This window comes from Clavibacter californiensis, from assembly GCF_021952865.1.
Taxonomy (GTDB): domain Bacteria; phylum Actinomycetota; class Actinomycetes; order Actinomycetales; family Microbacteriaceae; genus Clavibacter; species Clavibacter californiensis.
In genome coordinates, this window is sequence record NZ_CP040792.1 from 882,325 (window position 1) to 895,740 (window position 13,416).

16 protein-coding genes and 1 pseudogene are annotated in these 13,416 nt (G+C 74.5%); 5 read left to right on the forward strand and 12 right to left on the reverse strand.

Going from position 1 to position 13,416, the window contains the following annotated elements:
• Positions 1-229: 229 nt before the first annotated feature.
• Positions 230-496 carry a hypothetical protein gene (locus tag FGD68_RS04425; RefSeq protein WP_237609825.1) on the reverse strand — a complete coding sequence of 89 codons (267 nt, stop codon included), beginning with the start codon at positions 494-496 and terminating at the stop codon, positions 230-232.
• Positions 497-586: 90 nt separating this feature from the next.
• On the reverse strand, positions 587-1,546 hold the full coding sequence (locus FGD68_RS04430) for an NAD-dependent epimerase/dehydratase family protein (RefSeq protein ID WP_237609826.1): 960 nt from the start codon (positions 1,544-1,546) through the stop codon (positions 587-589).
• 106 nt (positions 1,547-1,652) lie between these two features.
• Between FGD68_RS04430 and FGD68_RS15500 the strand changes: the two genes are divergently transcribed.
• Positions 1,653-1,784, forward strand: a complete 132-nt coding sequence (locus tag FGD68_RS15500) for a cytidine/deoxycytidylate deaminase family protein (RefSeq protein ID WP_259336165.1) — start codon at positions 1,653-1,655, stop codon at positions 1,782-1,784.
• Between the two features lie 175 nt (positions 1,785-1,959).
• On the opposite strand, the gene FGD68_RS04435 is transcribed toward FGD68_RS15500, so the two are convergent.
• The 3 genes and pseudogenes from FGD68_RS04435 to FGD68_RS15545 form a co-directional block, all read right to left on the reverse strand.
• Positions 1,960-2,685 carry a hypothetical protein gene (locus FGD68_RS04435; RefSeq protein ID WP_237609827.1) on the reverse strand — a complete coding sequence of 242 codons (726 nt, stop codon included), beginning with the start codon at positions 2,683-2,685 and terminating at the stop codon, positions 1,960-1,962.
• A gap of 32 nt (positions 2,686-2,717) precedes the next feature.
• Complete coding sequence (locus tag FGD68_RS04440) at positions 2,718-3,602, reverse strand: endo alpha-1,4 polygalactosaminidase (protein ID WP_119373238.1); 885 nt, start codon at positions 3,600-3,602, stop codon at positions 2,718-2,720.
• 193 nt (positions 3,603-3,795) lie between these two features.
• Positions 3,796-4,041, reverse strand: a pseudogene (locus FGD68_RS15545) (ASCH domain-containing protein); the annotation flags it as partial.
• Between the two features lie 110 nt (positions 4,042-4,151).
• On the opposite strand from FGD68_RS15545, the gene FGD68_RS04450 reads away from it, so the two are divergent.
• Positions 4,152-5,060, forward strand: a complete 909-nt coding sequence (locus FGD68_RS04450) for an SDR family oxidoreductase (RefSeq protein ID WP_119373239.1) — start codon at positions 4,152-4,154, stop codon at positions 5,058-5,060.
• A gap of 39 nt (positions 5,061-5,099) precedes the next feature.
• On the opposite strand, the gene FGD68_RS04455 is transcribed toward FGD68_RS04450, so the two are convergent.
• On the reverse strand, positions 5,100-5,675 hold the full coding sequence (locus FGD68_RS04455; protein WP_104235914.1) for an MOSC domain-containing protein: 576 nt from the start codon (positions 5,673-5,675) through the stop codon (positions 5,100-5,102).
• A 177-nt stretch (positions 5,676-5,852) separates the two neighbouring features.
• Here FGD68_RS04455 and FGD68_RS04460 point away from each other — a divergent pair, with 177 nt between their 5' ends.
• A complete protein-coding gene (locus tag FGD68_RS04460; RefSeq protein WP_237609828.1) occupies positions 5,853-7,484 on the forward strand; it encodes a sensor histidine kinase in 1,632 nt (543 codons plus the stop codon).
• 233 nt (positions 7,485-7,717) lie between these two features.
• Positions 7,718-8,401 carry an Hpt domain-containing protein gene (locus FGD68_RS04465; protein WP_237609829.1) on the forward strand — a complete coding sequence of 228 codons (684 nt, stop codon included), beginning with the start codon at positions 7,718-7,720 and terminating at the stop codon, positions 8,399-8,401.
• Between the two features lie 190 nt (positions 8,402-8,591).
• Here FGD68_RS04465 and FGD68_RS04470 read toward each other — a convergent pair whose 3' ends face one another.
• The 6 genes from FGD68_RS04470 to FGD68_RS04495 all read right to left on the reverse strand — a co-directional run bounded on the left by FGD68_RS04470 (position 8,592) and on the right by FGD68_RS04495 (position 12,766).
• Positions 8,592-9,449 carry a response regulator transcription factor gene (locus FGD68_RS04470; RefSeq protein WP_104235917.1) on the reverse strand — a complete coding sequence of 286 codons (858 nt, stop codon included), beginning with the start codon at positions 9,447-9,449 and terminating at the stop codon, positions 8,592-8,594.
• Between the two features lie 128 nt (positions 9,450-9,577).
• Complete coding sequence (locus FGD68_RS04475; RefSeq protein WP_237609830.1) at positions 9,578-10,189, reverse strand: hypothetical protein; 612 nt, start codon at positions 10,187-10,189, stop codon at positions 9,578-9,580.
• Positions 10,190-10,277: 88 nt separating this feature from the next.
• Positions 10,278-11,114, reverse strand: coding sequence for an exodeoxyribonuclease III (locus FGD68_RS04480; protein ID WP_104235919.1), 837 nt, complete (start codon positions 11,112-11,114; stop codon positions 10,278-10,280).
• Between the two features lie 68 nt (positions 11,115-11,182).
• Entirely contained in the window at positions 11,183-11,581 is a 399-nt protein-coding gene (locus FGD68_RS04485) for a hypothetical protein (protein WP_237609831.1), read from the reverse strand.
• Positions 11,565-12,215: an Asp23/Gls24 family envelope stress response protein gene (locus FGD68_RS04490; RefSeq protein ID WP_119373537.1), complete on the reverse strand. Its 651-nt coding sequence runs from the start codon at positions 12,213-12,215 to the stop codon at positions 11,565-11,567. The genes FGD68_RS04485 and FGD68_RS04490 overlap by 17 nt, the downstream gene beginning before the upstream one ends.
• Entirely contained in the window at positions 12,212-12,766 is a 555-nt protein-coding gene (locus tag FGD68_RS04495; protein WP_104235921.1) for an RNA polymerase sigma factor, read from the reverse strand. The genes FGD68_RS04490 and FGD68_RS04495 overlap by 4 nt, the downstream gene beginning before the upstream one ends.
• A gap of 131 nt (positions 12,767-12,897) precedes the next feature.
• On the opposite strand from FGD68_RS04495, the gene FGD68_RS04500 reads away from it, so the two are divergent.
• Positions 12,898-13,371 carry an Asp23/Gls24 family envelope stress response protein gene (locus FGD68_RS04500; RefSeq protein WP_119373534.1) on the forward strand — a complete coding sequence of 158 codons (474 nt, stop codon included), beginning with the start codon at positions 12,898-12,900 and terminating at the stop codon, positions 13,369-13,371.
• Positions 13,372-13,416: the final 45 nt, after the last annotated feature.

A 13,416-nucleotide genomic window follows, 5' to 3' on the forward strand; every position in this document is an offset into this window, starting at 1 on the left:
CGCCCCTCCTCGCGGGGCGACGACCGCTTCGGCGTTTCTTCCCGCGGACCGCCTCTGCGCGTCAGCCCCCAGCCCCGCTGGTGCCACCATGCCGAGACGGTGCATGTGGAGGACCACCGGCTCTCCGCCTGTGACGGCGGCATCGAGCGCAACGCGTGACAGCAGACCTCCTCCGGATCAGAGGAACGCCGCGAATATCCTCGACCGAGGCCGGCTAGGTACTGGTCGCTCAGTCGTGGCAGCGTCGTGAGTGCAGCGGAACGGGGCACCTCCTCGTGAGCAGACGGACACGACCGAGCCCGCGCAGGAGCAGGGTGCGCAGCGTCCGGATCCCGTCGGGGAGCCACTTCGCGGTCTCCGCCGCCGACCGCTCGCGCGCACCCTCCGCCGGCCACAGGCCCGCCTCGACCTGGCGGGCCGCGTAGTCCTCGTCGGCGGCGGCCATCATCTCGGCGAACTCGGACGGGGTCATGGGGCGCACGGTCACGGAGGGCATGCAGCGCATGGTCGCAGGGGCGGGCGCGCCCGCGGCCGGGCTGTCCACGTCAGTCGCCGCGGCGGCGTTCCCCGGGAGCCGAGGCGAGCGTCAGCCGCGCGGGCGCAGCCCGTCGCGGATCCACGCGACCTCGGCGCGCAGCAGCTCGGCGCCCGGGCCGACGGGGGCGTGGTCGAGCTCGAGGGACGCGCGCGTGTCGAGCACGATCGGGTGCGCCGCGGCCCACGGGTGCGCGCCGCCGTCGACGCCGGCCTCGAGCGGGACGATGCGTCCGCGCCAGCCGAGCTCGTCGGCGATGACGGCGACGATCTCGGCGGCCGTCAGCGGATCCGGGTCGGCGGCGTTGAGGATCCGCGCGCCCGGCACGTCCGCGACCCGCGCGATGAGCGCCGCCGCGTTCGCCGCCGCGGTGAGGTGGTCGACGGACGCGCCGCGGTCGGCGAGCTCGATCGTCTCCGCGCCCGCGAGCATCCGCTCGGCGATGGCGCGCGTGCGGGCGTTCCTCGCCCACCGGCCGTGCACCTTGGACGGGCGGATCACGGTGACCGGCAGTCCGCCGTCGAGCGCCGCCCGCTCCACGGCGACCTTCGAGGGCGCGTATCCCTCGCGCGTGAACGGATCGGTGCCGTCGGCGGCGGGCGGCAGGGTCGCGTTGTCCTCGGGGATCGGCACGGGGAAGCGCGGCGGCTCGTCGCCGTTGATGTGGCGTCCAGCGTCGTCGACGTACACGGCGCGCGAGGACGCGACGACGACGGATCCGCTCGCCCGCATCACCGGCAGCAGCGCCTGGACGTCGGCCGCCGTGAACGCGACGAGGTCGACGAGCAGGTCGACGCCGTCGCTGGTCAGCCGCTCGATGCCGCGGGCGTCGGCGCGGTGGAGCGGGTGGAAGCGCACGCCGAGGTCCTGGAGCTCGGCGGGCATGAGGTCGGGATCGCGACCCGTCACGTCCACCGACCACCCTTCTCGGGCCAGCCGCTCGGCCGTCGCGCCGCCGATGGCTCCGGTGCCGCCGAGGACGAGGGCGCGACGCGAGGGGGAGGAGAGCACGGTCGTCGAGCATAGGGGCCCGCGCGGCCGCGTCGGCGTGGCGATGGCGGCGGTGGGCGACGGGGGTCGCGGGAGCGCCCCACCGTGCGGCCGGTGCCGCCAGGTGATGCTGGACCTCCAGCCCGGCATCCGCGTGGCCGTGCCCGGTGCGGATGGACCGGAGATGGTCGCGATCGGCGAGCTGCTGCCTGTCGCGTACGTGATGCCCGACGCGCAGGCGACCGCGAGCGTGCGATGAGCACGTGTGCCGCGATGGCGGCGGATGGTGGAGAGCTCCGGAAATCGAACCAGACGAGGCACCCCGATAGGTGCGCTCCCCGAACGGATGACAACCTAGCGGATCCGCCTGGGCTGCCGCACGTCGGCCGTCGCGCTGGGGACGCCGAGGTCGCGACGCGAGTGGGGAGGGGGCGTCAGGCGCCGACGGTCCGCACCCGGACCGTCTCGCCGTCGTCCTCCAGCTCGAACGTCAGCGTGGTGCCCAGGGGGAACGCGTCGCGGAGCTCCTGCGGCTGGTCGGCCGTGACGACGAGCGCGGTGCGCGCGGGGACGGCGCCGGTCGCGCAGCCCTCGGGGCCCTCGACCGAGCCGTCCTGCTTCGCGGGGCCCGCCACCAGGCAGACCACCTCCTTACCTGTCATCGACTCGACCCTCGGCACGCGTCCGACCGAGATGCCGTGGAACGGCGCGAAGAGCGAGCCGGGGGCGATGGATCCCGTGTCCACCGAGAGGTAGGTCGCGTTGTCCGGCACCGGCGGCGGCTCGAGCGCGAGCATCGCGACGGTGCCGCGCTCGTCGCCGAGCCACCAGGCGGTGCCACCCGCGGCGGCGACCGCGACGATCACGAGGGAGGCGGCCCAGGTGGCGGCGAGACGCGGGCGGAGGCGGGTGCGCGCCCGTGTCCGCCGTGCCGCGGGTCGGTCGCCGCGCGGATGCCCGGCGGCCGGGGCTGCGGCGGCCGACGGGCCGGCCGAGCCGTCGTCCCGCGGGTCCACCGCAGCGACGCCCGGGCGCACCGTGTCCCGCCCCTCGAGCTCGCGCAGCCGCGCGAGCGAGGCGGCATCGCGCGGGTCGCGATCGGGCCCGAACACGCGCCGGCGCAGCTCCGCGATCTCCGCGCGCCGGTCGTCGTCGTCCATCCCCGCATCGTGTCATGGGCGGGCGATCCCGCTCAGCAGGCCGCGTACGCGTATCCGTCCGCGCTCGCGGGCACGAGGTCGCGGTCGCGCACGATGGCGCGGGGAGCGGGATCCAGCGCCAGGATCCGCGCGCACACCTCGTCGGCCGTGCCGCGCAGGTCGTCGGTGTACTCGACGTCGAGCACGTGCGGCCCGTAGACCGCCGTGTGGTCGGCGCACTCCTTCCAGCGGTCGCACTCCTCGGCGATGGCGAAGTCGAAGCCGGCCTCGTCGCGGCCGGGGGAGCCGATGTCGGTGGTGTTCTTCTGCGCGACGGCGAGGCCCCGGCTGTGCGCGTGATCCACGAGCAGCGTGGCGAGTGCCAGCGCGTCGTCCGCGTCGAGGGCGCCCTCGGACCGGTTCCACGAGTCGAGGTTGTCGAACTCGACGGCCTGGAAGCCGGCGTCGGCGCAGCGGTCGACCGTGGTCGCCTGCCGCGCCGCGACGGCCGTGCGCTTCGCGGCGGTCGAGGTGTCGAGGATGGACTCGTCGTCCCAGTTCGGATCCACCAGCGGGCCGTCGTCGCCCTGCACCAGCAGGTCGTCGGGCCAGGTCTCGCCTGGCTGGGTCTGGAAGCCGTTGACGTAGCAGATGCCGTACGCGCCCGCCGCGGGCTCGTCGGTGCTGTCGCGGACGACGATGCCCGCGCCCGCCGGCTCCGGCGAGGCACCGCCGAGCTGGTAGTCGAAGCCCGTGCCCACGGGCGGGAGGGTGATGCCCGCGGTGGTCTCCGCCGCGAGCACGCCGGTCGTCGCCGCGTCGGCCGCGTCGGCGGAGGCGCTGGTCGGCGCGGACGCCGGGCGCGGATCCGCCGCCGCGCAGCCGGAGAGGGCGACGAGGGCGGCGGTCGCGACGGCGGCGGAGAGGAGGCGGCGCATCACCCGACCCTAGGCGGGTAGATCCGCCGCGCCCACCACCCGGAAGCGCTCCAGCACGACCTCGGTGTCGTCGTCGAGGCGGAACCCGTCGGGGAGCTCGGCCACGACCTCCGGCGACGTCCAGAACCCCTCGTGCCCGGCGCCACTCGGCGACGGTCGTGAAGCCATCGCCCTCGTCCAGCGCGTGCGCGAGCGGCGCGTCGGCCAGCCGCGCGATCTCCACGGCCGTCGTCTCGATCACGAGCACCGGCTCACCGGCGGAGTCGATGACGGTGCCTCGGGATCCGACGACCGGCAGCTCCTCGCCGTCGGCCGCGTACCCGATCAGCAGCGAGCTGGTGGAGGTCTTCTCGCCGGACACGATCGCCGCGACGAGCTGATCGCGTTGCGGCCCCGGGAACGCGAACTCGACGAGCGGGAGGTCGGGCTGGGCGGTCATGCCCCGATCGCAGAGCGGCGCCGTCAACCCCCTCCACCCCACCGGACGCCGCGCGCCCGCCGGGCCAGGCTGGATGCGACCCCACGACCCTGAGAAGGAAGGCGCATCCCATGAGCGAGATCCGCAACGGCGGCAACCAGTACGAGATCCAGGACCCGATCGCGCAGTACCCGTCGCCGCCGTTCCCGCAGCAGGAGCAGACGGGCCCCGGCGACGAGCTGGAGTTCGAGCCGACGCCCGACCACGGTCAGGGCAGCTACGTCGGCTTCGGCCGCCTGAAGGGCCGCAAGGTGCTCATCACCGGCGCCGACTCCGGCATCGGCAAGGCGGTCGCGATCGCGTTCGCGCGCGAGGGCGCCGACATCGCGCTCAACTTCCTCGACGATGAGCTCGAGGACGCGCGCGACACCGCATCCACCATCGAGGCGGACGGACGCACCGCCGCGCTCGTGCCCGGCGACATCTCCGACGAGACCGCGTGCCAGGACATCGTCCAGGCGTCCGTCGCGGCGCTCGGCGGCATCGACTGCCTGGTGATGGTCGCCGGCTACCAGCGCAACGAGGACGACATCCTCGACCTCGACTCCGAGCAGCTCGATCGCACCATGAAGACCAACGTCTACTCGCTGTTCTGGCTGAGCAAGGCCGTGATCCCGCACCTGCCCAAGGGCGGCAGCATCATCACGACGAGCTCGTCGCAGGCATACCAGCCGAGCCCCGACAAGATCGACTACGCCGTGTCGAAGGGCGCGATCCGGAACTTCACGCAGGGGCTCGCGCAGCAGCTCGCGCCGAAGGGGATCCGCGTCAACTCGGTCGCGCCCGGCCCGTTCTGGACCGTGCTGCAGCCCGTCGGCCAGTCGGCCTCGGACGTGGAGGAGTTCGGATCCCAGTCGGTCTACGGCCGCCCGGGCCAGCCGGCCGAGATCGCGGCGACGTACGTGTTCCTCGCCAGCCAGGAGTCGAGCTTCACGAGCGGCGAGACGATCGCGGTGACGGGCGGCACGCCCGTCCACTGACCGGATGCGCGGGATCCGCGTCCGAGGCGGCGGGGCGCGTCAGAACAGGCGCGCCCCGCCGGCCCCGTCCTCGTCCCCATCGCCGAGCGGCCGCTCGGTGCGGAGCACGGCCGGGCCGACCGTGAGGATCCCGTCGCCGAGCGGCTCGCAGCGCACCCCGCCGCGGCCGCGGAGCGCGCGGAAGGCGCCGGGGGCGAGCATCACGTCCATCCACGCGCACGGGTTCGCCGGGCGGTGGCCCTGGAACTCGACCGGCCCGTGACCCGAGTCGATGCTGAAGCGCATGCCGCGCAGCCGGTCCACGTCCGCGCCGCGCAGCAGCACGTTGCGGCGCGTGTCGACGGGATCCAGCCCCGCCTCGACGCCGAGCTCCTGCGCCACGCGCTCCACGGACTCGACGGCCATCACCGTGACCGCCGCCGTGCGGTGCGCGCGCTGGGCGAAGTAGCGGTCGCCGACGATCCCGAGCCCCGCGCGCACGCGCACCGAGTCCCGCGACGGCGGCTCGCCCGGCTCGTCCCGCGGACCGTCGGACGGGCGTCCCTCCAGCCGGTGCACCGGCGAGGCGACGAGGAACGCGATCTCCACGCGGTGCTCGTGCGGGAGGTCGTCCATCCGGGAATCGTACGGGCTCATACCACGGGGTACGTCAGCCCGGGGCAGTCGCTCCACTCGTGGCTATCATCGATGAGCGGGACGGTGTGACCGCATCCGGGGGGTCACGTGGGCGAGCTTGCTCCCTCCGACGTGCGGCGCGATTCTGTGACCCGCGCGCAGGCCGTGCTCCGCAGCATGAGTCTCTCGAAGCCGCTGCACGCGCAGCTGCCCTTCATCCTGAGCCTGGCCGTGGTCGGTCTCGCCGCGAGCACGGGCGACCTCGCCTCCGTCGCGGGTCCCCGGTTCGTGCTGGGCGCGGTGATCGCCGTGCTGGTCACGATCGCCGCGGCCGTCGTCCCGTGGGACCGCATCGACTCCGAGTGGGTCGCCATGCTGCCCATGCTCGACTTCGCGGCGCTCGCCCTCTGCCACGACGCGATCGCCGACCAGGTGCCGTCGACCTCGTTGCTCATCGTCTTCCCCGTCATCTGGCTCGCCTACGCGTTCGCGTTGCACGTGCTCTGGCTCGGCGCCCTCGGCACGGGGGCGGTGCTGGCGCTGCCGTACCTCCGCACGGGGAGGCTGCCGGAGGGCACGGTCGACTGGTCGCACCTCGTCGTCCTCCCCGTCGTGATGCTCCTCGTGGCCGTCGCCGTCAACCTCCTCGCGCAGCAGCTGTTCCGCCAGCACACGCGCCTCGAGGAGATCCAGCGCGAGCTGACGGGCACGCTCGGCGACCTGCGGGAGCGCAACTCGATCATCGACGGCGTGCTCGACGCGATCGACGACACGGTCATCGTGCTCGACGTGACGGGCCGCCCCATGCTGCACAACCGCGCGGCCGGCGAGCTCATGGCGCTCGCCGACCCCGTGGATCCGGACGACCCGATGCTCGGCCGCCTCGTCTACGAGGAGGACCGCGTGACGGTCGTGCCGCCCGAGCGCCAGCTCGTCGCCCGGGCCCGCGCCGGCGAGATCGTCGGGCGGGAGGTGCACTGGATCGGCGACGGCGGGGCGCAGAAGGCCGTGCTGTCCTCGCTGTCCCCGCTCGTGGACGACTCGGGCCGGATCTTCGGCACGGTCGTCGTCAGCACCGACGTCACGGCGCTCGCGCTCGCCGTCACCGAGCGCGAGGACTTCGTCGCGAGCGTCTCGCACGAGCTGAAGACGCCGCTGACCTCGATCCTCGGCTACGTCGAGCTCATCGCCGACGACCTCGAGGAGGACGACCTCGACGACCGGATCACCGCCGCCCGCCTCGCGATCGTCGAGCGCAACGCGCAGCGCCTCCTCGGCCTCATCGGCGACCTCCTCACGGAGGCGCAGCACAAGCTCGCCGTCAACCGCAACCTCGTCGACGTCGGTGAGATCGTCGAGAACGCGCTCGACGTGATCCGTCCCCACGCGCAGGCGAGCGGCGTCACCCTGATCGAGCCGGACTACGAGGAGCTGGTCGCGGAGGTCGACGCCGTGCGCATCGGCCAGGTGCTCGACAACCTGCTCAGCAACGCGGTGAAGTACACGCCGGAGGGCGGCACGGTCATCACGGAGGTGGGGATCGACGGCGACCACTTCCGCCTGTGCGTGACCGACGACGGCGTGGGCATGTCGGCGGAGGACACGTCGCAGCTGTTCACGCGCTTCTTCCGCACCAACTCCGCGCGCGCGAGCACGGTCGCGGGCGTGGGGCTCGGCCTCAGCATCACGCGCTCGATCGTGGAGGCGCACGACGGCTCCATCGAGGTGGAGAGCGCCGTCGGGAGGGGCACCACCATGCGGGTGCGGCTGCCCCTCCGCATAGGGCCTGCCACATCGCCGCAGACTTGAGCTGATCTTGTCCCCACCTTGATCCGATCCGGCATGCGGCGGTGTCAGGCTCGAGCAACGGCGGGGCCACCCGTCCGACACGAGCGATCGAAGGACCGGATGATCCCCCACGACCACCCCGCGAGCGGCACCCGAGCCGCGCGCACCGGGTGCCGTACCGGGTCAACGGATGCGCGGCCGGTACCCGACGGCGGCCTCCCCGGTCCTTCCGATCGTCTCGTCGGCGGCCGAGCGTGAGCGCCCGAGCCGCCCGTGTCCCGCAGCTCCCCCCGCTCCTCGACGTCCGCGTCCTGGAGCAGCTGCTGGTCGAGCTGTCGGACGGGCCCGGCCCCGCCCGTCTGTCCGTCGTCCCCGCGACGGACGCCCCCGCTCCGCCCCTCGGTGTTCCCGCACCGGAGGGCGTGACCCCGCCGCGCGGCCACCCCGAGCCGCGCCGCGGGACCCCGTCGTCCGGATCCCCCCGTCCGGACGACCGCCTCGCGACCCGTGGTGCCCCCGCACCCGGTCGCGGGCAGGCGCCGGCCGGATCCCCCCGTCCGGTCGGCGCCCTCACCTCCGCCCCTGCCGCCTCGGAGCCGACGTGCCCCGGAGCGCTCACCGACGGGCAGCACGCCTGCGTCGACTTCCTGCGCTTCTTCGTCGACCTGTGGCCGAGCCGCTGGGAGCGCCTCGACGTCGCCGTCCGCGCCGCCGACCGCCCGGCCGCGCTCGACGCGTGCCTGAGCGTGAAGAGCTCGGCGGCGATGGTGGGAGCGCTCCTGCTCAGCGACGTCGCGGCGCACCTCGAGCGGGCCATCCGCGCCGCCGACCACGCCCGTGCCGCGGCCATGCTGCCGGAGCTCGGCGAGGTGGGCGAGCGGAGCATGGACGCGATGCGCTCGTGGATCCGCGCGGAGGCGGGACACCCGCCCGACTAGACCCGTGCGCGAGGCCGACCCGACGGCCGACGCGCACGCCCGACCGGCTCCCGCGACAGGCCGGTCGGAGGAACGGAGCGGGATCCCACCCGAGGGGACCCCGATCCACGGCGCAGCTGCCGCGGGACCCACCGGTCCCGCGGCAGCCACCCAGCCACCCGATGGCCGTCGCAGAGCGGCGCCCGGCGCCTCAGCCGCGCGGCGGCGCGAGCCGGTAGCCGACGCCGCGCACCGTCTGGATCCACCGCGCCTCGCGCGGGTCGTCGTGCAGCTTCCGGCGCAGGTTGCCGAGGTGCACCTCGACCGCGCGCTCCTCCGGCTCGGTGGATGAGGCGACGGCGTAGGAGCCGCTGCGGATGTCGCGCACGAGGTCGCCCTTGGTGCGCACGCGTCCGCCGCTCGCGAGGATGGACGCGAGCAGGTCGAACTCGGTGCGCGTGAGGTCGACGGGCTCGCCGTCGACCGTGACGTGGCGGGTGCCCTCGTCGAGCTCGAGGCCGTTGTGGCGGAGGACGTCGGCGTCGTCCGGCGCGGCCTCGGTCGGCATCGCGGGCGAGACGACGTCCGTGGTGGCGAAGGCGGCGGGCTGCACCGGCTCGTCCGCGTCGGCGGCCGTGCCCGGGGCGTCGGCCGCGGCCGGGATCCCCGCGGCAGGCGTCGCCGTGACGTCCCCGCCGCCGCGCGGTCGGCGCATCATCGCCGAGATGCGGGCGCGGAGCTCGCGCGGGCGGAACGGCTTCACGATGTAGTCGTCGGCGCCGGCTTCGAGCCCGAGGAGGGTGTCGACCTCCTCGCCCTGCGCCGTGAGCATCACGATGTAGGCGTCGCTCACGAGGCGGATGCGGCGCGCGGCCTCGAAGCCGTCGAAGTCGGGCAGGCCCACGTCGAGCGTGATGACGTCGGGGGAGACCTCCTCGGCCAGCCGCACGCCATCGGTCGCGGTGCCGGCGGAGTGCACCTCGAAGCCGCCCTGGCGCAGGACCACCTCGAGCAGCTGGCGGATGTCGCCGTCGTCCTCGATGACCAGAGCCACACGTCCGCTGTCCACTACCGCCCCCTCGCATGCCGCATGCGCGGCCGTACCCCGGATCCGCGTCAGGCGCGCGGGACCTCCCACGCTAGCGGACCGCCGCACCCCCGCCTCCGCGGCGGCGCGCGGCCGGGTCGACGCGCGGATCAGGTGATGGGGGAGGAGCCGGGCACCGCGACGAGCACGAGCACGGCGCCGAGGATGTACGCCGCGAGCGACGCCCCCACGCCGATGAGGAGCACCAGCCAGGGCCTCGTGCGCCCGCGGATCATGCCGACGAGCGCGACGATGGCGGCGATGCCCGTGAGGAACAGCGGGCCCGCGACGGCGATGCCGTAGCCGATCGTGAAGAGCGAGTCGCGGCAGACGTAGGTGTCCACGTCGCACGCGTCGGTGACGAAGATGAGGCCGAGACCCATGGCGGCGATGCTGCCGCCCACGACCGCGGCGACGAGCATCGAGACGAGCGTGGTGACGAGGATCCGGCGGTCGATCCGGCGGATCCAGCGCGGCACCCAGTCGGGGCCGGCGGGATCGTCGTCGCGGGCGGCGGAGCGGGCGGCGGCACGGGCGTCCGGGCGGGCGGGTTCGCCGGTCTCGGCGCGGTCGTCCGCGCGGCCGCGGCCGCGCGGCAGCGTCGGCAGGGTGATCTTCGGGACCTCCGGCAGGCGCCGGCGGCGGGCCGGCGGGGCGGCGGACCGGCGCCCGCGGGAGGCGCGGCGGCCGCGCTCCGGGGTCGCGTCGTCGTCGGGGGTCACGGCACGAGACTACGGGGCGCGTCCCGCCGGGCCGGAATCGGCGGGGTCGGCGGGAGGGCGAGCGGCCATGGCGGCGCGGGGCGGATGGTCAGAAGATCATCGGCCGGTCGTCGTCGAGCTCGGTCTCGACGTCGAGGTCCACGGCCACCGGCACGTGGTCGCTCGGCCCGTCGCCCTTGCGCTCGTCACGGTGGATCCGGGGCGCGTCCACGAGCTCGGCGAACCGGTCGTTCCCGAGGATGAAGTCGATCCGCATGCCCTCGTCCCGCGGGAACCGCAGCTGCTGGTAGTCCCAGTACGTGTAGCCCTCGGGGATCGACGGCCGCACGACGTCCGCGAGCCCGGCGTCGAGAAAGGCGGCGAACGCGGCGCGCTCCGGCTCTGACGTGTGCGTCTTGCCCTCGAAGAGCGCGGGATCCCAGACGTCGGTGTCCAGCGGCGCCACGTTCCAGTCGCCCATGAGCGCGAGCGGGATGGCGGGATCCGCGGCGAGCCAGGCGCGCGTGTCGGCGGCCAGCGCCTGGAGCCACTCGAGCTTGTAGGAGTAGTGCGGGTCGTCGAGGGCGCGGCCGTTGGGCACGTACAGGCTCCAGAGGCGGACGCCCGCGACGGTCGCGCCCATCGCGCGGGCCTCGAGCGGCGACTGCCCGGAGGCGTCGGGCTTGCCGAAGCGCGGCATCCCCTCGAAGGTCGTCACGACGTCCTCGAGCGGCAGCCGGCTCGCGATCGCGACGCCGTTCCACTGGCTGAGGCCGTGCACGGCGACCTCGTATCCGGCCTCCTCGAACGCCGCCATGGGGAACTGCTCGGGCTTGCACTTGATCTCCTGCATGGCCAGCACGTCGACGTCCTCGCGCACGAGCCAGTCGACGACGCGGCCCACGCGGGTGCGGATGGAGTTGACGTTCCAGGTGGCGACGCGCATGCGTACACGGTACCGGGAGCGGGCGGCGCGGCCGGTCGCGCGCGGGACCGGCGCAGGGCCGTGGCCGGTCAGCCGATGCTGCCGACGCGCACCGTGACGGCCGCGCGCGCGGCGGCCTCGGGCCCCACCGATTCGGCGAGGCTCGCGCGGATCGCGTCGACCGCGGCGCGCGCGGTGCCGCTCGCGCGGCCCGACGCGTCCACCGCGATGGACGCCTCGACGAGCACGGTGCCCTCGCCGGTCTCGACGGTGACGAGCTGCTCGACGGCCGTGGAGGATCCGGCCACGACGCCCTCGACCACCTGCTGGGCGGCGAGCAGGATCGGGGAGCGCGGCGCGTAGACGTCGGCCACGCCCGCGACGCCGCGGAGGACGGCGGTCAGGTCGCGCGACAGGTCGGCGGGCGCGGGGAGCGGCACGGGGACGGGCGCGGGCATGGCGGCCGATGCGTCATCGTCGAGGGTCATCTCCGGCCTCCTCCTGCACGGGACGCGCCTGCACGTCCACCACGGTCACGTCGATCGCCTCGACGCGCAGCTCGGTGTGCCGGAGCAGGGCCGCGTGCACCCGCTCCCGCACGCGCTGCGCGATCTCGGGCAGCGGCTCCCCCCACACGACGCTCAGGGTGAGCGCCACCCGCACGGGCATGCCTGCGCGCGTGACGTCGCCGTCGAGCGTGCAGCGGCCGACGAGGACGCCCGGCACCTCGTCGCCGGCCTGCCGCACCAGGGTGCGCACGGCGCCCTCGGTGAGCGCGAGGCGCACGGCCGGATCCGGGTGGGAGAGCGGGATGTCGCGGCCGGCGCGCGACTCGCGGCTGATGTGGGCGAGCACGCCGCGGAAGAAGTCGTCCCCGGGTGCCTCCTGCTCCTCGGCCTCGACCTGCACGAGCTCGCGGCCGAGGTCGCGCATGTGCTCGAGGGCGCGGAGCGCGTTGCGGATCTCGGGGTCGTCCTCGTAGGCGGCGATGCGCGGCGTGCGCCCGCGGTCGAGGTAGTCCGCGAGGGCGGCCATGTCGAGGGGCGCGCCGTCGGTGTCGAGCGCGGGTGCGGGATCCACGGGCAGGCGCTCCCCGGGATCGCCCGGTCCGGTGCCGCTCATCGCCATTCCTCCATGCTCGTCATCACGGTGGTGCGCGCCCGGGACAGCCGGCCGCGCACGGTCGAGGGCGTCGAGCCGAGCTTCTCGGCGATCTCCTCGTACGAGAAGCCTCCCACCTCGCGCAGCATCCACACCTCGCGCTGCTCGCGAGGCAGCGCGTCGAGGACAGCCGCCAGCGCGCGCATCTGCGACGACGTCTCCGCGTCGCGCTCGGGGGACGTGAGCCGGTCGGCGATCTCGATGTCGTCTATGTCGTCGGCGGGGCGGCGGGCGCGGATCCTGTCGATGGACTTCCGGCTGACGATCTGCAGGAGCCAGCTCTTGACGCGGTCGGGCTTCTCGAGCGTCGGCAGGCGGTCCCATGCGGTGATGAGGGCCTCCTGCACGGCGTCGTCGGCGTCGGCGCGGGATCCGGTGAGCCGGATCGCGAACGCGCGCATGTAGGGGGTGTGCCGGCGGACCAGCACCTCGAAGGCCCGGGCGTCGCCGTCGGCCGCGCGCTCGGCGAGGATGCCGTCGCCCGCGTCCTGCAACGAGGAGGAGAGGGCCATGCCGTACCTCCGTGTGCGCTGGGAGACGAGGCGGATCCGGGAGCGATCCGTGACGGACCCTGCCGTCCGTGCGTCTCATCCATGATTATCACAGCAGCGCCCGGCGACCGGGCATCCACGAGGAGGAACCGATGAGCGACCAGAACCCCAGCACTCCCGCCGACGTCGTACGCGTCTCGCCCGCGAGCACCGGCGCCAGCACCGGGATCACGGGGAGCGTCCTCGCGGAGGGCGACACCGTCGTCACCGACGCCGTCATCGCCAAGGTCGCGGGCCTCGCCGTCCGCGACATCCCGGGCGTGCACGCGCTGGGCGGCGGCGCCGCTCGCGTCATCGGCCAGCTCCGCGACCGCATCGGCCAGACCGACCTCACGCAGGGGATCGCCGTCGACGCCCAGGAGGCGGGCGTCGCGTTCGAGGTGACCCTCGTCGCCGAGTACGGCGTGCCGCTCCAGGACATCGCGGCCGGCGTGCGCGCGGCCATCTCCGACGCGGTGACCGAGCTCGTCGGCCGCCAGGTGACGCGCGTCGACGTCACTGTCGCCGACATCGTGCTGCCCGGCGAGGGCTCCGACGACGACCTGTCCGCGGCGCCCGCCGTCTGACCCATCCCGCAGCGCCCGACGGGCCGCCTGTCCTCGCGACGGGCG

Coding starts and splice junctions, on each gene's coding strand:
- FGD68_RS04500 (WP_119373534.1), top strand. CDS start 12,898: ATGAGCGACCAGAACCCCAGCACTCCCGCCGACGTCGTACGCGTCTCG.
- FGD68_RS04480 (WP_104235919.1), bottom strand. CDS start 11,114: ATGCGCGTCGCCACCTGGAACGTCAACTCCATCCGCACCCGCGTGGGC.
- FGD68_RS04440 (WP_119373238.1), bottom strand. CDS start 3,602: ATGCGCCGCCTCCTCTCCGCCGCCGTCGCGACCGCCGCCCTCGTCGCC.
- FGD68_RS04425 (WP_237609825.1), bottom strand. CDS start 496: ATGCCCTCCGTGACCGTGCGCCCCATGACCCCGTCCGAGTTCGCCGAG.
- FGD68_RS04435 (WP_237609827.1), bottom strand. CDS start 2,685: ATGGACGACGACGACCGGCGCGCGGAGATCGCGGAGCTGCGCCGGCGC.
- FGD68_RS04495 (WP_104235921.1), bottom strand. CDS start 12,766: ATGGCCCTCTCCTCCTCGTTGCAGGACGCGGGCGACGGCATCCTCGCC.
- FGD68_RS04485 (WP_237609831.1), bottom strand. CDS start 11,581: ATGACCCTCGACGATGACGCATCGGCCGCCATGCCCGCGCCCGTCCCC.
- FGD68_RS04450 (WP_119373239.1), top strand. CDS start 4,152: ATGAGCGAGATCCGCAACGGCGGCAACCAGTACGAGATCCAGGACCCG.
- FGD68_RS04490 (WP_119373537.1), bottom strand. CDS start 12,215: ATGAGCGGCACCGGACCGGGCGATCCCGGGGAGCGCCTGCCCGTGGAT.
- FGD68_RS04455 (WP_104235914.1), bottom strand. CDS start 5,675: ATGGACGACCTCCCGCACGAGCACCGCGTGGAGATCGCGTTCCTCGTC.
- FGD68_RS04460 (WP_237609828.1), top strand. CDS start 5,853: ATGAGTCTCTCGAAGCCGCTGCACGCGCAGCTGCCCTTCATCCTGAGC.
- FGD68_RS15500 (WP_259336165.1), top strand. CDS start 1,653: ATGCTGGACCTCCAGCCCGGCATCCGCGTGGCCGTGCCCGGTGCGGAT.